We start from the raw sequence: 21,763 nt of genomic DNA, 5'->3' as shown, positions 1-21,763 counted from the left end.
CGACCGAAGGACGCAGGCCATGCGCGACTTCCGCCCCCGGTACCCCCGGCTGCCCGGGCTCGCCGCCGAACTCGGCAAGTTCGGCTCCGTGGGCGCGGTCGCCTACGTCGTGCAGTTGGCGGCGACCAACCTCCTGTGGGCCAACGGGGCCCAGGCGATGACCGGACAGGTGCTCGGCACCCTGTGCGCGATCGCGGTGGCCTTCGTGGGCAACCGGTTCTGGACCTTCGGGAACCGCGCCCGCACCGGCTACGGCCGGGAAACCTTCCTGTTCCTGGTGATGAACGGGGTCGGGATGCTCATCCAGGTGGGCTGCCAGGCCTTCTCCCTGTACGTGCTCGGCCTCGACGGCCCCCTCGCGCAGAACCTCTCCGGGAACGTGGTGGGTGTGGGCCTGGGCTCGCTGTTCCGCTTCTTCTCGTACCGCACCTGGGTGTTCCCGCCCGAGCCGGAAACCGCTCCCGGGGACCGCCTCGGGGACGGCGGGGACGACAGGGACGGCGAACAGCCGGACGGGCCGACCGGCAACGGAACGAACCGGACTCAGGGCTGAGCTGCGGCGCTGCGGCGGCTGACACCGTGACGGCGCGCGAAGCCGGTGACCAGGAGAAGGTAGAGGCCCACCTGGGCGACGGTCAGGGCCAGGGTCACCGGGGTGTCGGTGTCGGTGAGCAGCCCGCCGCCGACCACTGCGCCGGTACCGACCTCGGACAGGCGTCCGGACAGGGCGCACAGGGACAACTGGACCAGGCTGTTCACCACGTGCAGGCCGACCGCGGCCTCCAGACCGCCGGTGCGCCAGGTCAGCCAGGCCATCCCGAGGCCGAAGACGACCAGCGAAGCCGTGTTCCACAGGGCCCCCGGGTGGGTCGCCGCGTAGAGCGCGGCGAACAGGGTTCCCCCCGCCAGGACGGCGGGCCACGGGGAGCGCAGCACCCGGGAGAAGGCGCTCTCACCGGAGGGCGAGCCGAGTGAACCCACGAGCTGCATGACCAGCCCGCGCATGGTCATCTCCTCGGCCGCGGACTGGAAGGGCACCAGCAGCACGATCACGGAGGCCGCGGCGGCGAGGACCTCGGTCCCCCCGTTGTCGCCGACCGCGCCGGCAGCGGCGGCCGTGTCGCCGAGAAACATGAACAGCCCCGCGCCCAGCGTGAGGGGCACCGCCGCGCCGAACACGCACCGGGCCAACCAGCGCCAGCGCATCCGGCCCGCGACCGAGAACAGCGACCCGGCCCGGCGCCACTGCACGACGCGGGCCACGAAGAGGGTGACGGGTATGAGCAGCGCGATGGCCGACAGCCCGAAGGCCAGCCCGGCGATCTCCCCCACCCGAACCGAGTCCGGGGCCAGGCCGCTGCCGCCGAGGATGGCGAAGATCGTCATCACGACCACGACGCCGACCCAGAGGAAGAACAACAGCACCGCGAAGACCAGGACCGCCAGCGGCGGGATCCACCACCGGAACAGGGAGGTCCGGGCAAGCCTGTGATAGGACTCACCTTCGGGGATCGCGGCGCAGGCGAACTGCTTCGACCGCACCGGACGCGGCGGTGGCCAAGCCCACACGGAGGGGTCCGGCGTCAGCGCCGGATGCCCGCCGGGCGGGGTGTGTCTTCCGCCGCCGGGCGGCCAGGCCCAGGTCTGCTCCTGGGTGTGGCCACCGGAAACCGGCCCCTGCGCCCCCTCGGGCGCAGCGGGCCAGGACGAACCAGGCTGTGGTGGCACATTTCCCATCGTGCGCCGAGACTACTATCCGGGCATGTATCGCCTGCGTTAAGGCCGTACCGTGACCGTCCGATCACAGCACGGACAGGCCCGGCCCGGCCCCCTGTCGGCGCCGGAATACCGGGCCCCGCGCCCCCTGTTGGAACGGATGGTCCTGGGAGCGACACCACAGGACGAGTCCCCGTCCCGCTGACCTACGATTGAGTACATGTCCTCCACACCAACCACCGAGCAGGTCCACGAGGCCCTGGCAACGGTGCAAGACCCGGAGATCCACCGTCCCATCACCGACCTCGGCATGGTCAAGAGCGTCGACCTCGCCGACGACGGTGCCGTGCACGTCGGTATCTATCTCACGGTGGCCGGCTGCCCGATGAAGGGCCGCATCGAAAAGGACGTGACCGAAGCGGTGACCAAGGTCGCCGGCGTCACCAAGGTCACCGTCGAGCTCGACGTCATGAACGAGGAACAGCGCAAGGAGCTCCAGACCAAGCTCCGCGGCGGGCAGGCGGAGAAGGAGATCCCCTTCGCCAAGCCGAACTCCCTCACCAAGGTCTACGCGGTCGCCTCGGGCAAGGGCGGTGTCGGCAAGTCGTCCGTCACCGTGAACCTCGCCGCCGCGCTCGCGGCCCAGGGCCACAAGGTGGGCGTCGTCGACGCCGACATCTACGGCCACTCGGTGCCGCGCATGCTCGGTGCGTCGGACTTCCCGACCAAGGTCGAGGACATGATCCTCCCGCCCACCGCCCACGGCATCAAGGTCATCTCGGTGGGCATGTTCACCGAGGGCAACACCCCGGTGGTGTGGCGCGGCCCGATGCTGCACCGCGCCCTCCAGCAGTTCCTCTCCGACGTCTTCTGGGGCGACCTGGACGTCCTGCTGATGGACCTGCCCCCGGGCACCGGTGACATCGCGATCTCCGTGGCGCAGATGCTCCCCGGCGCCGAACTGCTCGTGGTCACCACGCCGCAGCAGGCCGCCGCCGAGGTCGCCGAGCGCGCGGGCGCCATCACCGCCCAGACGCACCAGCGCATCGCCGGCGTCATCGAGAACATGTCCTACTACCTGCCGGAGGAGGGCGCCGACCCGGTGTACCTCTTCGGCCAGGGCGGCGGTCAGACCGTCGCCGACGCCCTGACCAGGACCCTGGGCGCCGAGATCCCGCTCATGGGCCAGGTGCCGCTGGACACCCGCCTGCGCGAGGGCAGCGACGAGGGCAAGCCGCTCGTTCTCACCGAGCCCGAGGCCGAGGCCAGCAAGGTGATGATCTCGATCGCCGAGAAGCTGGTCGGCAAGCCCCGCGGGCTGGCCGGAATGCAGCTGGGGATCTCCCCCGCCGGCCGCTGACACCCGGACCGCGGCCGAGCGCCCGGGTCGGTTGGAAGACACGCGACGGCCCCCGAGTCCGACCGGACTCGGGGGCCGTGGTGTCGCACCGGCCGCCCTCCGGTCAGTCCTCGTCCGAGCCGAGGGTGACGGTGACGCTCTCCCGGTCGCCGCCCCGCTCGTACTCCAGCTCGACCTCCTCGCCCGGAGCGCGGTCGCGCACCATGGCCTGGAGTTCGCCGTGGGAGTTGACCCGTTGGCCGTCGAAGCTGACGATCACGTCGCCCGGTTCCAGGCCCGCCTCGTCCGCCGGGCCGCCGGGTTCGACCGCGTCCCGCTCCTCGGCGATGACCGCGCCGACGACCGGGCTCTCCGTGTCGTAGGTGACACCGAGGTCCGCGTAGGCGGTCTCACCGTGGTCGATCATCCGGTTGACGACCTCCTCGGCCTCGGCGGAGGGGATCGCGAACCCCAGGCCGATGTTGCCGCCCTGCTGTTCCCCCATGAAGCCCCCGCCCATGGTGACGATCATCGAGTTGACCCCGATGACCCGGCCCTGGACGTCGACGAGCGGACCGCCCGAGTTGCCGGGGTTGATCGCCGCGTCGGTCTGGATCGCGAAGAACTGGCTCTCGCCCTCGTCCGAGCTGACCGGGCGGTCCACGGCGCTGATGATGCCCTGGGTGACCGTCCCGGTCAGGCCCAGGGGCGCGCCGATCGCGATGACCTCGTCACCGACGATCGCCTCCTCGGAGTCCCCGAACGGCAACGGCTCCACGTCGTTGGGGTCCTCCAGTTCCAGTACCGCCAGGTCGGAACTGGGATCGGAGCCCACGATCGAGGCCAGGCTGAACTTGCCGTCGCTGTACTCCACGACGATGCCGTCCTCCTCCAGGGGGGAGGAGACGTGGTCGTTGGTGACCACGTAGTCGCCCTCGATGACGAACCCGGAACCGCTCGCCCCGACGCGCCCGCCCGCGCTGCGCAGGGAGACCACGCTCGGGCTGACGCGCTGGGCCACGCCCGCGATGGTGTCGGGGTCGCGCTCGGGCGCCTCGGGCGGAGGTTCGTTCATGACCGGCCCCTCCTGTTCGGGGGGCGCCTCCGGTTCGCCGCCGGCACCGATCATCCCTCCGGCGAGCCCTCCGGCACCGCCCGCGATGAGGGCGACGACGAGCATCCCGCTCAACGCCATCCACGCGGGGACACCGCGTCTGGCCCGGTGCGGCCCCTGGGCGGGGGCGGGCGAGGTGTACTGGGCGGAGGTTCCCGGAGGCATGGCGAAGTGGCCGTGGGCCTGCGGGGCCTGGTGGGTGGGCTGGGCCTGCGGGGCCTGGTGGGTGGGCTGGGCCTGCGGGGCCTGGTGGGTGGGCTGGGCTTGCGGGGCCGGTCCGGGGCCGCCCGCGGCCTGGTTCACGGAACGGTCGGGCCGGGGGGCCTGGCCTCCCGGGGGGTGCGGCGGGACGACCGGCGCCCCGCCGGGCCGCTGCGGGGGTTGCGCGGGTGCCTGACCCGGGGCGGGGGTGTTCGGCACGCCTCGCTGTGGGGTTCCACCGTTCGGCGGGGGCGGCACCCGACCCTCACCGGGTTCCGAACGGTCGTTGTCCTGACTCAAGACCTGCTCCGTACATCGCTTGGCTTCCGGCTCGGCACACGCTCCGCCGGTGGACCAGGCCCCTACAGAAGACCCAGCCGGGACAGACCTCGCAGCACCCTGGCCCAGAAGCCGGAGTCCTCGGGTCCTGGCAACGCGGCCACCGCCGAGGAGGCCAGGTCCGCGGGGGCGTCGGCCAGGACCGTGTAGACGAAACCGTTCGCCTGCCACACGCTCTGGTACTGGCCCACGTCTCCGCCGAAGATCGTGTCGTGTCCTGTTGTGACGCCACTTCCCCCCGCACCGGTTCCGGTGTATCCGTCACGAAGTGTGGAGGGATGTTCGGTTCCCAGCTTGCCACGTTGGACGAAAACCGACACCTGGGACAAACCATCGGAGTAGACCGCGTGCACGACACGCTCACCCCCGTAGCGTCTGGCCCGGGCGTCGACCAGCCTCAGGTTCCAGGTCAGGTGTTCGGGGACCACCCAGCCGGCCTCGCGCAGGCCGTCCAGCTCCTCCTCGTTGAGCGCGTCGCCCCAGGGCGCGTCGCCCGGGGCCTGTTCCGGCCAGTCCCCGCCTCCCAGGTCCAGGCCGGTGAGCCTGGTGCTGAACGCCCGCTCCCCCGCCCGGTCGTACACGGTGCGGCCGAGGAGCAGGCCGGTCTCGGCGTCCACCCAGAAACGTCCCGCCACGGTCGAGTCCGCGCGCAGCGCCTCGACCAGGCGGGCCCGTCGGCCGTCGAGGTGCGCCGGCCCGGCGTCCGCCACGCGGTAGGTGTCACCGAGCACGTCCAGGAGGCGGACGTCGAGGGACTCCAGGGCGGAGGAGGCGAGCACGACGAAGGCGTGCTCGTCCTCTCCCGGGGCGGACATGGCCAGACCCGCACCCGGGCTGTTGACCACGCGCACGTCGACCCCCTCCTCGGTACCGGAGCCCTCCGGGCCGCGCACCTGGCGGATCGCGGAGTAGGCCACACGGCCGTTGGAACCGGCCGCGCGTTCCAGCACGGCCATACCGTCGTCCGCGCCCTCGGCCGGGACCGAGGTCGCCTCGGGCGGGCCCCCACCGGTCAGCAGGAGCGCGCACAGCAGTGCGACGGAGACGGCGGATGCGGGGCCTGGACTCGGACCGGGAGAGGGTTCCCCGGACCTCACCGGGTCGTTTCGGTCGGGTCCGAGGGCTGCTCGGCCACCACGGGCAGGGGGTCGAACGGCGGGTCCGCGGGTAGCGGCTCGACCACCGGGATCTGTCGGCTGGTCACCGCGTGTTCGACGGCGAAGTCGGACAGACGGGGCTCCACAACCGGAGCCTCCTCCCCCTCACCGCCCGCGACGAACGCGCTCCCCAGGAGCGCCGTCGCCACCGCCAGGCCCGCGACCGCGTAGCGCCCGCCGGAGAAGTACGGCAGCAGGCCGGAGAACCGGTCGGTGCCACCCGGGCGCCCGGTGACGGCCGGGACGTACCGCTCCGGGCTGGTGCGCGGCTGCTCGCGGCGCGGAGCCGCTTCGGCCCGCTCGACCGCCGGGTGCCCGCTCCCGGGGAACCCGCCCAGGGGGCGGGAGGACCCCAACGGCGGGCTGGACCCGAAAGGGCTGTTCGGGGGCGGGCCCGGGGGGCCGCCATCACCCCGCCCGCGCTGTCCGCCCGGGTCGGGCCGGGACATCAGGCGTCCCATGAAGTCCGTGTCGGGTTCCGGTTCGCCGAGCCCGGTGAGGCGGCGTTTGAGCCTGCGCATCATGTCGGCCTCGAACCGGCACGGCTCGCACTTGGCCAGGTGGATGAGGGCGCGCTCGTGTTCGGCGGCGCCCAGCTCCCCGTCGATCAGCGCCGAAAGGCGCTCCCCGAGGTGGTCCATGCTCACTCCGCCTCCCCGGTCTTCACGTTGCCTCCGCCGCCCCGGGCGTCGTTCTCCGCGGTCAGGGCCCGCCGGTGCTCCAGGGCGCGGCGCAGCTGGGCGCGGCCCCGGTGGATACGGCTGCGGACGGTGCCCAGCTTGACGTCGAGCGTCGCCGCGATCTCCTCGTAGGACAGGCCCTCGATGTCGCACAGCACGACGGGCGCGCGGAACTCCGCGGGCAGGGCGTCCAGCGCGCCCTGGATGTCCGCGTCGAAGTGCCGGTCGTCATAGCGCTGGGCGGGCGAGGGCTCACGGCCCTCCAGGCGCTCGTCGGCGTTGTCGGCCAGCCCCTCGAAGCGGATCCGGGCCCTGCGCCGGGCCATGTCGAGGAAGAGGTTGGTGGTGATGCGGTGCAGCCACCCCTCGAAGGTGCCGGGGGTGTAGTTGGCGAGGGAGCGGAACACCCGGATGAAGACCTCCTGGGTGAGGTCCTCGGCGTCGTGCTTGTTACCGGTGAGACGGTAGGCCAGCCGGTAGACCCGTGGGGAGTGGGTCCGCACGACCTCCTCCCAGCTCGGGGGTTCCCATGCCTCGAACTCAACGGCAGGGCCGGTCTCTGGCACCGCTGCTCCCTTCATCCCGCTGATCCACCAGACGAGGGTTGGTCGGGGGGAGGTTACTTCGTGGCGATCAACGTGCGTTCATCCCGATTCAACGCCGGGGGACGCCGATTAAGTTCCCGTCGCCACACTCGGAGTTTCGGCTGGATCAGGCTAGTCTTTTGACCAGGGAGACTACCTGGCCGCGACCACCATTCTACGGTGGGTGACGGTCTCCCGGTCAGAACGCCCGGCTACGACATTCGGCAGTACACGGGAGGCCGTCATCAGCGCAGAAGAGAGCCTCGCCCGCACGGCGTGGGTCCGGACCGAGCAGGCCCGGTTCGAGGAGTCCGCCATGGGCGACGGCCCCCTGGCGGACGCCTACGACACCGGTGTCCGGTCCGCGGCCCCGCCGGTGGACGCGGCGACCGGGGCCGCCCTGCGGTTCCTCACCGCGGCCATCGGGGCCCGTTCCGTGGTGGAGGTCGGCACCGGGTGCGGGACCTCGGGGATCTGGCTGCTGCGGGGGATGGCACCGGAGGGCATCCTGACCACGGTGGACGTCAACGCCGCCTACCAGGACTACGCGCGTTCGGCCTTCGCCCGGGCGGGTTTCGGAGCGGGGCGGGCCCGGCTGATCCGCGGCACGGCTCTGGAGGTGCTGCCCCGGCTGACCGACGGCGGCTACGACATGGTCTCGGTCGACGCCGACCAGGCTTCCTACCCGGTCTACCTGGAGGAGGCGCTACGGCTGCTGCGCCCGGGCGGGGTCGTGGTGTTCAACAACGTGATGACCGCTCCCGGGGGGCCGGACGGGCCGCTGCGGGTTCCGGACCCGGCCGAGGTGGCGGTGCGCGAGGTGATGCAGCGGATGCGGGAGGACGAGTCGTTCATCCCGCTGCTGGTCCCGGTGGGCGAGGGCCTGCTCGCGGCCATCCGTCCCTGACCGGAACCGGACACGGCGACGGGGCCCGGGCGGCACCGTCGACCGCCGCAGGCCCCGTGGCAGGACTCCTACCGCCGGGCGAGCCAGCGCAGCAGGGTGCGGGTGGTGAAGGCCGTCCCGCCCTTGGAGAGCAGGCCGCTCTCCTGCATGGACCGGCCCGGACCGGCGATGTCCAGGTGTGCCCAGGGCAGGCCGCCGGTGAACTCGCGCAGGAACAGTGCGGCGTCGGTGGCCCCCGCCGGGCCGAAGTCCCTGCCGCGGGTGCCGATGTTGGCCAGGTCCGCCACCCGGGAGCGGGTGGTGGGGACGTAGTCCTCCGTGAGCGGCATCCGCCACAGCGGCTCGCCCGAGTCCCGGCCAGCGCTCTCGATCTCGGCGGCGACCGCGTCGTCGTTGCTGTACAGCGCGCCCGTCCCGGTGCCCAGCGCCAGCTTGGCCGCACCGGTCAGGGTGGCGACGTCCACCAGGACGTCCGGGGCGAGCTCGGTGCTCGCGTAGCCCATGGCGTCGGCCAGGACCAGGCGGCCCTCGGCGTCGGAGTTGAGCACCTCGACGGTCTTGCCGGTGTAGGTGGTCAGCACGTCACCGATGCGGGTGGCGTCACCGGAGATGGCGTTCTCCGCGAGTGCGAGCAGACCGGTGACCCGGACCCCGGACCCCACGGCCGCCAGGGCCGACAACACGGCCAGCACGATGGCGGAACCGCTCATGTCGGTCTTCATGAGCTTCATGTTGTCGTTGGGCTTGAGCGACAGGCCGCCGGTGTCGAAGGTGATGCCCTTGCCGACCAGCACCACGTGCTCGGCGGGGTTCTCCGGGGTGTAGGACAGCTGGACCAGCCGGGGCGGCCGCGAGGAGCCCTGCCCGACGCCGAGGATGGCGCCGAAACCCTCCTCGTCCAGGTCCTTCTCGTCCCAGACCCGTACGTCGAGCCTGGTGTCCGCGGCAGCGACCTCGCGTGCCCGGGCCGCCATCCACTCCGGGTCCTTGGTCAACGAGGGGGTGTTGATCAGGTCCCGGGCCAGAGCGGTGGCCGTGGCCAGGGAGGTGCCCAGCGCCAGCGCCTCCGCCAGGTCCTCGCCACCGCCGACCACGTCGATGGCGGACAGGGGACGCTGGGCCCGCGGTGCCTCGGCGGACTTGAGCGTGAAGGTGTAGGAGGCGAGCAGGGCGCCCTCGGCGAAGGCCGTGGCCGCCTCCCCGTCCGCCCCGGGCCAGGCCAGGGCGGCGCGTTCGTTGCCCCGTGCGGCCCGGGCGAGGGCGGCGCCGGCCTTCCGGAGGTCGTCGGGGCCGCCCGAACCGACCCCGAGAAGGGCCAGGCGGACCAGGCCCCCGTCCCGGGACACCGGGAACTGGGAGAGCTCACCGGGTTTTCCGGTGAGCGCGTAGTGCGCGAACAGATCTGCGAGCGGGGCCGGAAGGACCTGTGTCAGTCCGCCGTCGACGACCCCTTCGACCGCCTCGGGGCCTTCCTCGCCCATGAGTACGGGGAGGACCAGCAGGTCCGCGGTGGATTCGGCGAGGGTCCCCGTTACGGGGTGGATCTCCGTGGCGAATGGCACAGGCCGCTCACAATCGTTCACTCGTGTAGGAGGTGTGGAACCTTGGGGGTCGTCAGGGCGTTCCGGCCCAGGTGGGGGACGAGTGGTACCCGGTTATCCGACGACACCCCGGAGCGCGTCCCGGAGCTCGGTCGCCTCGTCGGGCGTGAGCTCCACGACCAGACGGCCGCCGCCCTCGAGCGGGACCCGCATGATGATGCCGCGACCCTCCTTGGTGACCTCCATCGGCCCGTCGCTGGTCCTCGGCTTCATCGCCGCCATGCCATTCCCCTTTCTCAGTGTTCCTCGCAGGTGGCCGGTTCCGTGCGACTCGCGCCCGTGTGGCTTGGGGGACGTGAGTCACGCTTCGACCATTATCTCGGAGGTTGACCCCTGCGTGTGCGCCAGGCGACAGCCGGGCCACCTCCGCGAGCGCCCACCGACAAGAAATCATTGGTCAGTAAGGTTATATCGGTCTCGACCGAAACCCGCGCGGGGCGAGGTTCGCGAGAGCCGTTCGGGACGGGGCCGACGGGGGCGGTTCAGTCCAGTTTCCCGGTGGAGGCCCCCAGGGTCCCGGTGGAGATCATCCGGGTGCCCTCATGGGTGACCGCGGACCACTCGGCCTCGAGCCCTCCGCCGTTCGAGACCGGCCAGAGGGTCAGCTCCGACTCGTCGACGCACCGGTCCTCGGGGTCGGAGGTCTCGGTGTAGGAGTACACCAGCCGATCACCGTCGCGCGCCGACAGTTCGAGGGTCCCGGAACAGGAGAAGGTGGTCCAGGCGGTGCTGCCCCGTTCGGCGCCCTCCTCGATCCTCACCTGGGCGTCCCACACCGCGACGGGGTCGCCCTCGGTGTCGACCTGGTCCATCCGGCCCGACCACGATCCGACGAACTCGTCGGGGTCGGACGTGGCGGTGACCGTGTCGTCGTCGGAACCGTCCAGGTAGGTCCAGACCGCGAAGGACCCGCCGCCGAGCAGCGCGAGCGCGGCGACGGTCACGGCCGCCTTGGTGAACTGGCGGCGGCGCCTGCCGCTGTGCCGGGTCGAACGGGGCGGAGGCCACAGGGACATCTGGCGCACCGGGGTGGAGGAGCTCCCGGACCCGTCCTCTGCGCCCGTCCGGAGTTCGGCTGCTGTGTCCATCCTCGCCATCCTCACCGACGGTCCGCCCGCTCCGGCGGAGCGGGGGTACGCATGTACAGCGACTGAGAATAGAGCACCGGAACGCACCACATCCGACCGAGAACGACACATCGGATGTGATGCACGACATATACCTCTCGGTCGGAGTGGGGCTCCGCGGCGCGTCCGCGGCCGTTCCGGCGGGGGCGGACAGCGTTCGGCGGGGCCCGGCGCACCCGGGTCAGGCCCGTTTCCCGCTCTTCCCGTCGCCGACGGCGGCGTCATCCGGGTCGGAGGGGGCCCACTCCGACCGGGGGGCGGCACCGGGATCCGTGCCGGGATCCCCATCACGCTCCGTGCCGTCATCATCCGGCGGGGCGCCCCCACCCGGCAGGTGCGGCCCGGGCCGGGGCCCGATGCCCCCCGGAAGGTGGGACGGGTCCAGGCGGGCCAGGCGCCGCTCCAGGTCATCGATCCGCGACTCCCGCTCGCGCAACGTGGAGGTGAGCCGAACGAGCAGCTCGTCGACCGCGCGTACGTGGTAACCCCACATGGCCAGCGGAAGGAGGAGTCCGCCCAGGTCGCGGGAGCCCACGGGGCGCCCCTCGGGCAGGTTCAGCGGGGGGAAGTCGGCCTCGAACCGGGCGAGTCGGCCGCCCTTGCCGAGCACGACGAAGACCACGCCGACGAGAACGGCGAGCGCGGCCGCGGCGACCAGGATCATGATGAAGAAAGGCACGGACCGATCGTGCCACACCGGCCCCTCCCCCGGGAGTGCCCTCGCGTGGGAGACTCGGCGGGTGCCTCAACCGCGCTTTCGAGTCCTGACTCCCGGTTCCGTCTCCGGCCCTCCCGGTGCCGCCGAAACGGCTGCCCCGCCCGGGGAGGGCCGGGGCGACGGCGACGGCCCCCACTGGACCGCGGACGCCGGGCACCGGCCGCCCGTCACCCGGGTGGCGGAACTGGTCGCGCGGGGACACACCGTCCTGGTCCGCTGTACGCGCCCCGACGGGCAGGGCCCGCGCACCGACCTGCCTCCCGCACCGCCCGGGATCGCGGGTTCGGTCCCGGTCCCGGCCGCCGAGGAGGTGGCCCTGGCCACGGTGTACGCCTGGGCGGGCGCGCGTGTGTTCGTCACCGGCCACCCGGACCGGGTGCGCCGGGCACTGGACATGGTCGCGTCGGTGCGCGGCGAGCGCCCGCCGGCCGCCGTGCGCCGGGGACTCGCCTGACGCACCGGTTCTCGGACCGGGAGCGCGCCCCGCTCGGGGCGGGCCCCGTGCGGGGCGCGGCGGGTCAGCTGGAGGGACCGGCCTCCGCACGCTCGAACCTGCTCTCCAGGTGCAGGTGCGCATGCTGGATGATCCGCACCGCCTCGTCCGGGTCGTCGGTGACGTGGAGCAGCTCCATGTCCTTCTCCGCGATCAGGCCGTGCTTGAGCAGACTGGACTCCACCCAGTCACGCAGGCCGCCCCAGAACTCGGTGCCGACCAGCACCACGGGGAAACGGGTGATCTTCCTGGTCTGCACCAGGGTGATCGCCTCGAACAGCTCGTCGAGCGTCCCGAACCCCCCCGGCAGCACCACGAAGGCCTGTGAGTACTTCACGAACATCGTCTTGCGGACGAAGAAGTACCGGAAGGTCATCCCCATGTCGATGTAGGAGTTGAGCGACTGCTCGAAGGGCAGCTCGATGCCGAGCCCGACGGACAGTCCGCCCGCCTGCTGGGCACCCCTGTTCGCGGCCTCCATCATGCCCGGGCCGCCACCGGTGATGGTGGCGTAACCGGCGTCGGCGAGTTTGCTGCCGACCTCGACACCCAGTTCGTAGTACTCGGTCCCGGGTTTGATCCGCGCGGAGCCGAAGACACTCACCGCGGAGGGGAGCTCGGACAGCAGTCCGAATCCCTCCACGAACTCCGACTGGATGCGCAGCACCCGCCAGGGGTCGGTGTGCACCCAGTCCGAGGGGCCCCGCCGGTCGAGGAGCCGCTGGTCGGTCGTGGTGTCCGGGATGGCGCGGCCGCGGTAGGTGAGTGGTCCGGCGCGCCGGACGTCTTCTTCTTCCGTCATGCCCGTAAAGCTATCCACCCTGGGCGAGCTCACACTCGAACGACATGTGACACGCGGATGACCGTTGTCGGCCGCACCGGTGCTGACCGGTGGCGGAGCCGGTTCAGCGCCGACCGGTGAGCCAGGCGGCCATGCGCTCCTGAGCCACACGGATCTGCGGGATCTCGGCGTACTCGTCGCGGGTGTGGGCGAGCATCGGGTCCCCCGGGCCGTAGTTGACCGCGGGCACACCCAACTCGGAGAAGCGGGAGACGTCGGTCCAGCCGAGCTTGGCCCGGGCCCGGCCCTCACCGACCGCGGTGACGAACGCCGCCGCCGAGGGATCGTCCAGACCGGGGCGCGCCGGTGCCGAGGAGTCCGTGACCGTGACCTCGAAACCCTCGAACACCTCACGCAGGTGGGCCTCGGCGTCCGCCGGGGACAGGTCCGGGGCGTACCGGTAGTTCACCCGGACCACGCACTCGTCCGGGATGACGTTGCCCGCCACACCGCCCTCGACGAAGACCGCGTTGAGGCCCTCGTGGAAGGCGAGGCCCTCCACCTCCGGCTGGCGGGGCGTGTAGGCGCGCAGGACGTCCAGGATCGCACCGGCACGGTGGATGGCGTTCTCGCCCTTCCAGGAGCGGGCGCTGTGCGCGCGCTTGCCGTGCGCCCTCACGTCCACGCGCATGGTGCCCTGACAGCCGCCCTCGATCACCCCGTCGGTGGGCTCCATCAGGATCGCGAAGTCGCCGGCCAGCCACTCCGGGTGGTTCCTGGACAGGCGGAGGAGACCGTTGCGGACGGCGTCGACCTCCTCGTTGTCGTAGAAGACGTAGGTGAGGTCGTGGACCGGCTCGGTGACCAGAGCGGCCAGCCCGAGCTGGACGGCCACCCCCGCCTTCATGTCGGAGGTGCCGCAGCCGTAGAGGCGCTCGCCCTCGACGTGCGAGGGGACGTTGTCGACGATCGGCACGGTGTCGAGGTGTCCGGCGATCACCACCCGGCGCTCACGGCCGAGGTCCGTCCGGGCGACGACGGCGTCACCGTCGCGGGTGACGGTGAGGTGGGGCAGGGCCGACAGGGCGCTCTCGACCGCGTCTGCGAGGGCCTTCTCGTCGCCGCTCTCGGAACGGATGTCCACGATGGCGGCGGTCAGGTCCGCCACGTCCGAGGTCAGGTCCAGCATGGTGTCGCCCCGTTTCGGTGAGGTGTGTGGGTCGTCGTGGGGTGCGGTGCGCACACGCACCGCAACCTCGCGGTGTGCGGTGCGCGCACGCGACATGGGGCCAGCCTAGAACAGACGACGGGGCGCCCTCCCGTGGTGGAGGGCGCCCCGTTCGCCGGTACGTACGGCCCGGGCGTCGGCGTCAGGCGTTGACGCCGTGCTCGCGGAGGAGGTCGTTCAGGGCGAGCTTGTCGTGCTCCTGGCCCTCCTCGAGGCGCTTGAGCACGAGCAGGACCGGCATGCCGAAGTCGCCGCCCGGGAAGCTCTTGGTCCGGTTGGCGGTGACGCACACCGACCAGGCCGGAGCCTCGCCGCGGGGCAGTTCCTCACCGGTCTCGGCGTCGAAGACGCGCGTGGACGAGGTGAGGATGGTGCCCGCACCGAGCTTGGCGCCCCTGCGGACACGGGCGCCCTCGACCACCATGCTGCGCGAGCCGAGGAAGGCCTCGTCCTCGATGACGACCGGGGAGGCCTGCGGCGGCTCCAGCACGCCGCCGACGCCCACACCGCCGGAGAGGTGGACCTTCTCGCCGACCTGGGCGCAGGAACCGACGGTGGCCCAGGTGTCGACCATGGTGCCGGAACCCACGTAGGCGCCGATGTTGGTGAAGGACGGCATGAGGACGACGCCCGGGGCGAGGTGGGAACCCCACCGGGCGATCGCGCCCGCGACGACGCGGACGCCGTCGAAGCGGGTCTTCAGCGGCATGCGGTCGTGGTAGTAGAAGTCACCGACCTGCGACTCCTTCATGTCCAGGACCTTGAAGCCGAGGAGGATGGAGCGCTTGGCGCGCTCGTCGACCACCACGTCGTCCGTGGCGGGGTCGACGAAGGCCACGCGGGCCTTGCCCTCGTCGATCTGGTCGATGGCGCCGGTGATGATCTCGCGCGCATCGGTGTGGCCGGGGGTGAGTTCGGAGCGCTGCGCCCAGAGTTCGTCGATCTGGTCGGGCAGCGGACTCTTGTACGAGCTGGTCATGTGAACCCACGTTAGCCGCTCCCGGGGAGTGCGGCGCATGCGCCCCGCCCGCCCGGGTTGAGCCTTTCACCACTCCAGCGGGGGTCGGCGGCCCGAGGACGGGCGAGGGGGCGCGGGTCGGGCGCACCGGGCACCGAATCGGCCCTCGGCGAAGCCGTCCGGAGGGTCCCCGTGGGAGTTCGCAACGCCGACTACAATTTCGCCGAGGCCCGCCGGGGACCGCCCCCGAACACCTTCGACAGGACCCCGGCGCGCCCCGCGCACCACCGCCTCAGGCCCCTTCCCGGGACCGGGCCCGGTGCGCTCCACCCGTTCGCCGACCCTTGGTTCGCCCGTGCCCAGTAAACGCAGGAAGTTCTCCGCGTTCGCCAAGATCCTCCTCATCCTCACCTTCGTCTGCGGCCTGTTCGTCGCCGGGGGTTACTACGTGCTGACCACCTTCGAGCCCCTCGACACCGAGGAGGAGCCCGAACCCGGTTGCCGTCTGGGGCTGGCGGACGGACGTTACGAGATGGAGGTCGCCCAGGCCGTGAACGCGGCGACCGTGAGCGGCGTGGCCTTCAGCCGTGATCTGCCGGAGGAGGCGGTGACGGTGGCGTACGCGACGGTGTGGCAGGAGTCCACCTTCTACAACGTCGAGTACGGCGACCTGGACTCCCTGGGCCTGTTCCAGCAGCGCCCCTCCCAGGAGTGGGGCGAACCGGACGAGATCCTCGACCCGGTCTTCGCCAGCAGGTCGTTCTACGACAAGCTGGCGGAGGTGAACGGCTGGGAGGGCCTGCCCGTCTACGAGGCCGCTCAGCAGGTCCAGCGCAGCGCCCACGGGTTCGCCTACGACCAGCACGAGGAGCTGTCAGCCGACATGGCGGAAGTGTTCACCGGACGGGCCGGGCCCTCGGTGACCTGTTGGTTCGACGCCGAGGCCGTGGAGGAGATGCGGGCCTCGGACACCGACGTCGCGGGGGCCCAGGAAGAGATGGCCCGCGTGTTCGGCACCGACCCGGCCCAGCTACCGGTGGACCCGGAGAGCAACAGCGGGAGCGGGAGCGTGGGCCGAACGGGTGACCTGGGCTGGGCGATGGCGCTGTGGGCCGTGGCGCACGCCGAGGAGTACGGGATCACCTCGGTGACCTATGAGGACCAGCGGTGGCAGGCGTCCAGCGGGGTGGACGGCGCCGAGGAATGGTCCCGGGTCGAGGAGGACCAGGCCACGGACGGGCGCGTGGTGCTGCGGTAGGGGCGGCCGGAGCCACCGGGGCGTGGTCGGGGTTCGCCGAACCCCGACCACGCCCCGACGCTACGCCCCGGATCCGAGGCGCTTCACCGCGGCTTCCACCCGTTCGTCGGTGGCGGTGAAGGCCACCCGCACGTGACCGTCGCCGGCGGGACCGTAGAACGTCCCCGGGGCGACCAGCACTCCGAGTTTGGCGAGGGCGCCCACGGCGCTCCACGAGTCGTGGTCGGGGTGGCTGGCCCACAGGTACAGGCCCGCGTCGGAGTGTTCGATGGTCCAGCCGGCGTTTTCGAGGGCGGAGCGCAGTTTGGTGCGTCGGGCCCGGTAGGTCTCCTTCTGGCGTACGGCGTGCTCGTCGTCGTCCAGGGCGGCTTTCATGGCTGCCTGGACGGGGGCGGGCACGATCATTCCGGCGTGTTTGCGCACGGCGAGGAGTTCGGAGACCAGGTCGGGGTCGCCCGCGACGAAGGCGGCGCGGTATCCGGCGAGGTTCGAGCGCTTGGACAGCGAGTGCACGGCCAGGAGGTTGGCGTGGGAGTCGCCGCACACGTCGGGGTGCAGGATCGACACGGGGCGCGGATCGGTCCAGCCGAGGTCGAGGTAGCACTCGTCGGAGGCGACGATCGCGCCCCGTTCCCGGGCCCACGCCACGACCTTGCGGAGGTGGTCGACGCCGAGCACGCGACCGGTCGGGTTGCCGGGCGAGTTCACCCACACCAGCTTCACGTCGGCCGGGCCGAGCGAGGTGAGGCCGTCGGAGGCGACCGGGGTGGCACCCGCGATCCGCACGCCCACGTCGTAGGTGGGGTAGGCGAGTTCGGGGTGGACGACCGTGTCGCCGGCGCCCAGGCCGAGCAGGGTCGGCAACCAGGCCACCAGCTCCTTGGAGCCGACCGTGGGCAGGACCGCGCCTTCGGCGACGCGTACCCCGTGGCGGCGTTCGAGCCAGTCCCCGATCGAGGCGCGCAGTTCGGGCGTGCCCCAGGTCGCCGGGTACCCGGGCGAGTCGGCCGCGTCGGCGAGGGCGCCGCGCAGACTGGCGGGCACCGGGTCGACGGGGGTGCCGACGGACAGGTCGACGATGCCGTCGGGGTGGGCCGAGGCCGTCCTCTTGTACGGCGTCAGCCGGTCCCACGGGAAGGTCGGGAGCCGGTCGGTCACCGGTCGCCGTTCGCCCATCGTGCACTCTCCATCCTGTATCTCACACAACAGTGTCGTGCCGACCCCCGGCCGGGGGTCGGCACGACACGTGCACGCCACGCAACCTCTGCGCCAAGGGGATGCGGTGGTGGGTTGCTGCTATTCGGCCTGCGGAGGCAGCTTGGCGACGATCGGGTGGTCGCGGTCGATCTTGCCGACCTTCGAGGCGCCGCCGGGCGAACCGAGGTCGTCGAAGAAATCGACGTTCGCCTTGTAGAACTCGGACCACTGCTCCGGCAGGTCGTCCTCGTAGTAGATGGCCTCGACCGGGCAGACCGGCTCACACGCACCGCAGTCAACGCACTCGTCCGGGTGGATATAGAGCATGCGGTCGCCCTCGTAGATGCAGTCCACAGGGCACTCGTCAATGCACGCCTTGTCCAGCACATCAACACAGGGCTGCGCGATGACGTAGGTCACGTCGTACTCCTTGTCTCACCCCCGCTTACCCACGGGGGAGGCGGGGACCTTCAGAGTTCCCCGGAGCCGGTCCCGACGTGCGGGCGTCGTTCGCGGTCCGGGCTCTGCAAGCGATTGGCACAGATGTCGTCCTCCTAGTATGGCGTCGTAGAACACCCATCGCACACTCGGGGGTCGGGATTTCATGCACTTGCGCGGGCAACTGGTCCACAGGATCGTTCCGGAGGACCTCGGTCGACGGGTATCCGTGCGAATCACCCTCCCCGAGGGAGGGTTCACCGATATCGTCGGTGTGGTCGAGTCCTGGGCCGAAAACGTGCTCACACTGCGCAGGAGGGACGACTCGACGGTGGAGGTCGCCGAGGCCGACATCGTCGCGAGTCGTGTCGTTCCCCCGGTTCCGCCGCGTCGGCGCGGCGGGCGCCCCCCGCAGGCGCCCTGAGCGTTCGTCCAGGCATTCTTCGGTCTTTCCGGGGTAGGAGAGGCTCAGCCCCGGCACGGTGGTTCCCCCAACCGCGGCCTCGGGCGGACAACGAAGCACCGGGCCCGGCCGTCCCACCCCTGACGGACCGGGCACGAGGTACGCGGGGAGGTGGCGCCCATCATGAGGGAGGCAGTCGCATCCGCCCTCGCCGAACTGGCCCGGCGGGACGAGCGGGCCGCCGACACGGCGCGTCTGGCCCTGGACACGCTCGCCCCCGAGCAGGAGATCCAACAGCTGAATCAGCACGCCGTGCAGCGTTTCTGCTGGTACGAGCTCCCCATGCGCTTCCAGGACTCCGCCGACGACCGGCTGTTCGCGGTGCGCTCCCTGGGCCACCTCCTCCAACTCCTCAAGCTGAACCGGTACGCGCAGATCTGTTCGGCCCCCGAGACCACCACCCTGCTCACCCTCTACGACTCCGACCACACCGCGGGCCTGGCCATGTACGAGAGGCTCATGTGGGAGTCCGGGGTGGAACCGCCCGACCTGCCCGAGCTCACCTGGGGCACCGCCGTCGGCGACGTCGAGCTGCACGCCCGCCGGGAGACCGCGGCCGCCCTCGAACTCGCGATCTCCCTGGGCGACATCCGCCCCGGCAAACGCGGTTGGCGCCCCGCCCAGGAACGGTTCGCGCGGTCCTTCCTCACCCAGCCCGACCTGCGGGGGCTCAGCCACCTGGACCGGATCCGGGAGGAACGGGTACGCGCGTGGATGTCCTCGTCCGCGCACCCGCACCGGCAGCGCCTGTGGCCCCTGGTGGGACAGATCATCGCCGGGGCGGAGGTGCCGCGCGGTTCCGTCGCCGCCATGGCGCCGCTGCAACGGCTGCTCGACCTGGCCGCGGACGGGATCGCCCTCACCCAGATCGGTTACATCTCCCCCGGTGTGGTCCGGCAGATGTGTGAGGACTTCGGCTGGTCCACCTCACCCGAGCCGCCGCGCAGCGAGACCGACGCCACCCAGCTCATCTCCCTTCACCAGGTACTGCGGACCATGCGGGCCGTGCGCCGTTCCGGTCGGCGGCTCGAACTCACCCGCCGGGGCCAGCAGCTGCGCGAGGACCCCGAGGCGCTGTGGCAGGCCGCCACGGAGACCCTGTGCCGGACCGGCGGCTTCGAGCAGGCCGCCGCGGAGACCCTGCTGGGCATGCTGCTGGCCCGTTCCCCGCAGGGCCTGGGGTCGCACGCCCGGCGGGGGATCTCCGACGCCGAGGCCGCCGAACGGGTGCTCACCGAGTCCGGTTGGCGCCCCGTGGAGCCGCCGGTCGCCGCGGGACGGCACGCGGCCGCGCACCGGCGCGCCGCCGAAACCGCCTCCGACCGGGTGCGCGCGATGGTCATGGCGGTCGGCTGGCTGTTGGAGGCGCTCGGTCTGGTGGTCGGGAGCGACAGCGACGGCCGCCGGGAACTCACCCCTCAGGGGAGGGCGTTCGCGGTGGCGTGCCTGCACAAGTCCGCGGTGGCGCCCCGCGCGGTGGTCTGAGCCCGACCTGGGAGACTTCCCCTTGTTTTCCGGTCAACGAGGGAGAAGCAGATGCCGCGTCAGGTCACCATCGTCACGGGCGGCAGCCGGGGTATCGGCGCCGCTACCTGTGTCCGACTGGCCCGGGACGGCCACGACCTGGTCCTGGGGTACGTCAGTGACGGAGCCGCCGCGGAGCGCGTCTCCGAGCAGGTGCTCGCGGCCGGGTCCCGGTGCGTGACCGTGCGCGCCGACACCTCGGACGAGGCGGCGGTCGAGCGGATCTTCGACACCGCCGTCGCGGAGTTCGGCACGGTCACCGGGCTGGTCAACAACGCCGGGGTGACCGGGCCGCTGGGGGCGTTCGCGGACGTGTCGACCGAGGACCTGCGCCGCGTGGTCGAGGTGAACCTGCTGGGCTACCTGCTGTGCTGCCGACGCGCCGTGCGGGAGATGCGCCGGGGCGGCGGTGGCGCGATCGTGAACGTCTCCTCCGCCGCGGCGACACTGGGCAGCCCCGGCGAGTACGTGCACTACGCCGCGACCAAGGCCGCCGTCGACACCCTGACCGTGGGCCTGTCCAAGGAGCTCGGACCGGACGGCATCCGGGTCAACGCGGTCTCACCGGGCATCACCGAGACCGACATGCACGCCGCGATGGGCGCCCCCGACCGTCCGGCCCGGGCGGCGGGGCGCGTCCCGCTCGGCCGCGCGGGGCGGCCCGAGGAGATCTCAGGTGCGATCTCCTGGCTGCTGTCCGCCGACGCCTCGTACACCAGCGGAACCGTCCTGCGGGTGGCAGGCGGGATGTAAGGGGAGCGACGGCCGGGTTCCGGGGCGGCACCCGCTGCGAAGGGGTGCGGGCCAGGGCCTAACCTGGAGCGCGAACCACCCGCGACCAGCAGGAGCACCATGCCCACGCCCGAGCCGCCGCAGCAGGCGGAACCCGACGACGTGACCGTTCCCGACGCCGAGAGCTCGGACTCCGGCGACGGGACACACGTCGCCGACCCGTGGGAGCAGATGCCCGACGACGCCCTGAACGCCGCCGGGGTCGGCGCGGAACGCGCAGACGGTGACGGCGGGACGGTAAGCGATCCGGCGTCCGGGGAGAAGTCTCCGGGCGGGGGGAAGGCTCCGGACGGAGACGCCGACGAGGACACGGGCGGGGAAACCGCGCCCAGGCAGGAGAGCTGGGCGGACTTCCTGCCCAGCCCGGTGTTCGTCCTGCTGCTCGGACTGACCGGGTTCGCGGGGTGGCTGTCCTGGCGCGCCGTGGAACTGGACTGGGCCGCCGAGGGGACGGCCGTCACCCCGTTGATCCCGCCGCTGCTCATCCTGCTCGGCTGGATCGCGTCCGTGGCCGTGCACGAGTTCGCGCACGCCCTGACCGCGTACCTGGCCGGGGACCGCTCCCTGCGCGGTAGCGGCTACCTGCGGTTCAACCCCTTCTCCTACCGGGAGGCCTTCGGCGGTCTGGTACTGCCCTCGGTCTACCTGGGGCTGGGCGGGTTCGGCCTGAACGGGCCGCCCACCTACGTGGACTGGGAACGCGTCCCGACCCGCGGCCGCCGCGTCATGGTGGCGCTGGCCGGTCCGCTGGCCAGCCTGCTGCTGTCGGCCGCGTTGGCGCTCACCGTGTCACTGTTGGTGCCGGTCGGTCAGGACAGTGTGAACTGGGCGATCTCCGCGATGGCCTTCCTGTCCTTCGCCAACCTGACCAGCGCGCTGGTGAACCTGCTGCCGCTCCCGGGCCTGGACGGGTACCACGTCCTGGCCGCCTTCCGGGGCGCCCGGTGGACCGGTTTCGTCAGGGCCAACGGTCTGTTCTGCTCGATCGCGGTGTTCGCGGTGCTGTGGCTGCCGGTGGTCCGGGACCTCTTCGACACCCTGGTCTACACCCTGTTCGACCTGGTCCTGCCGAACCCGAGCGTCCCCGGGATGATGTTCCACGGCAAGCTGCTCCTGCAGTTCTGGGCCTAGGGCCGGTCCGGTCCGGT

General features: G+C 71.8%; 23 protein-coding genes. 9 read left to right on the top strand and 14 right to left on the bottom strand.

What is annotated here, in order from left to right; all coding sequences use genetic code 11:
* The first annotated feature begins 19 nt into the window (after nt 1–19).
* Nucleotides 20–553 (top strand): GtrA family protein, encoded by a 534-nt coding sequence (locus AC0VYD_RS04345; protein ID WP_475478699.1) that lies wholly within the window; start codon nt 20–22, stop codon nt 551–553.
* Here the strand turns inward: AC0VYD_RS04345 and AC0VYD_RS04340 are convergent.
* On the bottom strand, nt 544–1,542 hold the full coding sequence (locus AC0VYD_RS04340) for a lysostaphin resistance A-like protein (RefSeq protein ID WP_475478698.1): 999 nt from the start codon (nt 1,540–1,542) through the stop codon (nt 544–546). The genes AC0VYD_RS04345 and AC0VYD_RS04340 overlap by 10 nt on opposite strands.
* 394 nt (nt 1,543–1,936) lie before the next feature.
* Here AC0VYD_RS04340 and AC0VYD_RS04335 point away from each other — a divergent pair, with 394 nt between their 5' ends.
* On the top strand, nt 1,937–3,076 hold the full coding sequence (locus AC0VYD_RS04335; RefSeq protein WP_475478697.1) for an Mrp/NBP35 family ATP-binding protein: 1,140 nt from the start codon (nt 1,937–1,939) through the stop codon (nt 3,074–3,076).
* A 103-nt stretch (nt 3,077–3,179) separates the two neighbouring features.
* Here the strand turns inward: AC0VYD_RS04335 and AC0VYD_RS04330 are convergent, their stop codons facing one another.
* The 4 genes from AC0VYD_RS04330 to sigE form a co-directional block, all read right to left on the bottom strand.
* On the bottom strand, nt 3,180–4,235 hold the full coding sequence (locus AC0VYD_RS04330; RefSeq protein WP_475480176.1) for a S1C family serine protease: 1,056 nt from the start codon (nt 4,233–4,235) through the stop codon (nt 3,180–3,182).
* A 497-nt stretch (nt 4,236–4,732) separates the two neighbouring features.
* Nucleotides 4,733–5,806 carry a transcriptional regulator gene (locus tag AC0VYD_RS04325; protein WP_475478696.1) on the bottom strand — a complete coding sequence of 358 codons (1,074 nt, stop codon included), beginning with the start codon at nt 5,804–5,806 and terminating at the stop codon, nt 4,733–4,735.
* Complete coding sequence (locus AC0VYD_RS04320; RefSeq protein ID WP_475480175.1) at nt 5,803–6,507, bottom strand: anti-sigma factor family protein; 705 nt, start codon at nt 6,505–6,507, stop codon at nt 5,803–5,805. Before AC0VYD_RS04320 ends, AC0VYD_RS04325 begins: the two co-directional genes overlap by 4 nt.
* 2 nt (nt 6,508–6,509) lie before the next feature.
* Nucleotides 6,510–7,127 (bottom strand): RNA polymerase sigma factor SigE, encoded by a 618-nt coding sequence (gene sigE, locus AC0VYD_RS04315; protein WP_191268495.1) that lies wholly within the window; start codon nt 7,125–7,127, stop codon nt 6,510–6,512.
* Between the two features lie 319 nt (nt 7,128–7,446).
* On the opposite strand from sigE, the gene AC0VYD_RS04310 reads away from it, so the two are divergent.
* Nucleotides 7,447–8,037: an O-methyltransferase gene (locus AC0VYD_RS04310; RefSeq protein WP_191269047.1), complete on the top strand. Its 591-nt coding sequence runs from the start codon at nt 7,447–7,449 to the stop codon at nt 8,035–8,037.
* 68 nt (nt 8,038–8,105) lie between these two features.
* Here AC0VYD_RS04310 and AC0VYD_RS04305 read toward each other — a convergent pair whose 3' ends face one another.
* The 4 genes from AC0VYD_RS04305 to AC0VYD_RS04290 all read right to left on the bottom strand — a co-directional run bounded on the left by AC0VYD_RS04305 (nt 8,106) and on the right by AC0VYD_RS04290 (nt 11,444).
* On the bottom strand, nt 8,106–9,599 hold the full coding sequence (locus AC0VYD_RS04305) for a leucyl aminopeptidase (RefSeq protein ID WP_475478695.1): 1,494 nt from the start codon (nt 9,597–9,599) through the stop codon (nt 8,106–8,108).
* A 93-nt stretch (nt 9,600–9,692) separates the two neighbouring features.
* On the bottom strand, nt 9,693–9,860 hold the full coding sequence (locus AC0VYD_RS04300; protein WP_017542172.1) for a DUF3117 domain-containing protein: 168 nt from the start codon (nt 9,858–9,860) through the stop codon (nt 9,693–9,695).
* A gap of 260 nt (nt 9,861–10,120) precedes the next feature.
* Nucleotides 10,121–10,726, bottom strand: a complete 606-nt coding sequence (locus AC0VYD_RS04295) for a hypothetical protein (RefSeq protein ID WP_475478694.1) — start codon at nt 10,724–10,726, stop codon at nt 10,121–10,123.
* A gap of 220 nt (nt 10,727–10,946) precedes the next feature.
* Complete coding sequence (locus tag AC0VYD_RS04290; protein WP_475478693.1) at nt 10,947–11,444, bottom strand: hypothetical protein; 498 nt, start codon at nt 11,442–11,444, stop codon at nt 10,947–10,949.
* Nucleotides 11,445–11,505: 61 nt separating this feature from the next.
* On the opposite strand from AC0VYD_RS04290, the gene AC0VYD_RS04285 reads away from it, so the two are divergent.
* Complete coding sequence (locus tag AC0VYD_RS04285; RefSeq protein WP_475478692.1) at nt 11,506–11,937, top strand: hypothetical protein; 432 nt, start codon at nt 11,506–11,508, stop codon at nt 11,935–11,937.
* Between the two features lie 64 nt (nt 11,938–12,001).
* Here the strand turns inward: AC0VYD_RS04285 and AC0VYD_RS04280 are convergent, their stop codons facing one another.
* The 3 genes from AC0VYD_RS04280 to AC0VYD_RS04270 all read right to left on the bottom strand — a co-directional run bounded on the left by AC0VYD_RS04280 (nt 12,002) and on the right by AC0VYD_RS04270 (nt 14,964).
* On the bottom strand, nt 12,002–12,778 hold the full coding sequence (locus tag AC0VYD_RS04280) for an LOG family protein (RefSeq protein ID WP_475478691.1): 777 nt from the start codon (nt 12,776–12,778) through the stop codon (nt 12,002–12,004).
* A 103-nt stretch (nt 12,779–12,881) separates the two neighbouring features.
* A complete protein-coding gene (gene dapE, locus AC0VYD_RS04275; protein ID WP_475480174.1) occupies nt 12,882–13,946 on the bottom strand; it encodes a succinyl-diaminopimelate desuccinylase in 1,065 nt (354 codons plus the stop codon).
* Between the two features lie 181 nt (nt 13,947–14,127).
* Nucleotides 14,128–14,964 (bottom strand): 2,3,4,5-tetrahydropyridine-2,6-dicarboxylate N-succinyltransferase, encoded by an 837-nt coding sequence (locus tag AC0VYD_RS04270; RefSeq protein ID WP_475478690.1) that lies wholly within the window; start codon nt 14,962–14,964, stop codon nt 14,128–14,130.
* Between the two features lie 334 nt (nt 14,965–15,298).
* On the opposite strand from AC0VYD_RS04270, the gene AC0VYD_RS04265 reads away from it, so the two are divergent.
* Nucleotides 15,299–16,201 (top strand): hypothetical protein, encoded by a 903-nt coding sequence (locus AC0VYD_RS04265; RefSeq protein WP_475478689.1) that lies wholly within the window; start codon nt 15,299–15,301, stop codon nt 16,199–16,201.
* Between the two features lie 60 nt (nt 16,202–16,261).
* Here the strand turns inward: AC0VYD_RS04265 and dapC are convergent, their stop codons facing one another.
* Entirely contained in the window at nt 16,262–17,377 is a 1,116-nt protein-coding gene (dapC, locus tag AC0VYD_RS04260; protein WP_475478688.1) for a succinyldiaminopimelate transaminase, read from the bottom strand.
* A gap of 120 nt (nt 17,378–17,497) precedes the next feature.
* On the bottom strand, nt 17,498–17,818 hold the full coding sequence (gene fdxA, locus AC0VYD_RS04255) for a ferredoxin (protein ID WP_014908468.1): 321 nt from the start codon (nt 17,816–17,818) through the stop codon (nt 17,498–17,500).
* A gap of 184 nt (nt 17,819–18,002) precedes the next feature.
* Between fdxA and AC0VYD_RS04250 the strand changes: the two genes are divergently transcribed.
* The 4 genes from AC0VYD_RS04250 to AC0VYD_RS04235 all read left to right on the top strand — a co-directional run bounded on the left by AC0VYD_RS04250 (nt 18,003) and on the right by AC0VYD_RS04235 (nt 21,746).
* The gene (locus tag AC0VYD_RS04250) at nt 18,003–18,260 is read left to right on the top strand and encodes a putative acetyltransferase (RefSeq protein ID WP_475478687.1); all 258 of its coding nucleotides are present in this window, start codon (nt 18,003–18,005) and stop codon (nt 18,258–18,260) included.
* A 162-nt stretch (nt 18,261–18,422) separates the two neighbouring features.
* Complete coding sequence (locus tag AC0VYD_RS04245) at nt 18,423–19,784, top strand: hypothetical protein (protein WP_475478686.1); 1,362 nt, start codon at nt 18,423–18,425, stop codon at nt 19,782–19,784.
* Nucleotides 19,785–19,835: 51 nt separating this feature from the next.
* Nucleotides 19,836–20,576 carry an SDR family NAD(P)-dependent oxidoreductase gene (locus AC0VYD_RS04240; protein WP_475478685.1) on the top strand — a complete coding sequence of 247 codons (741 nt, stop codon included), beginning with the start codon at nt 19,836–19,838 and terminating at the stop codon, nt 20,574–20,576.
* Between the two features lie 99 nt (nt 20,577–20,675).
* Nucleotides 20,676–21,746 (top strand): site-2 protease family protein, encoded by a 1,071-nt coding sequence (locus AC0VYD_RS04235; RefSeq protein WP_475478684.1) that lies wholly within the window; start codon nt 20,676–20,678, stop codon nt 21,744–21,746.
* Nucleotides 21,747–21,763 lie beyond the last annotated feature (17 nt).

The organism is Nocardiopsis sp. iso_40 (genome assembly GCF_056173285.1).
The sequence above is the reverse complement of the archived record's forward strand: the minus strand, read 5'-3'. Positions and strand labels throughout refer to the sequence as shown.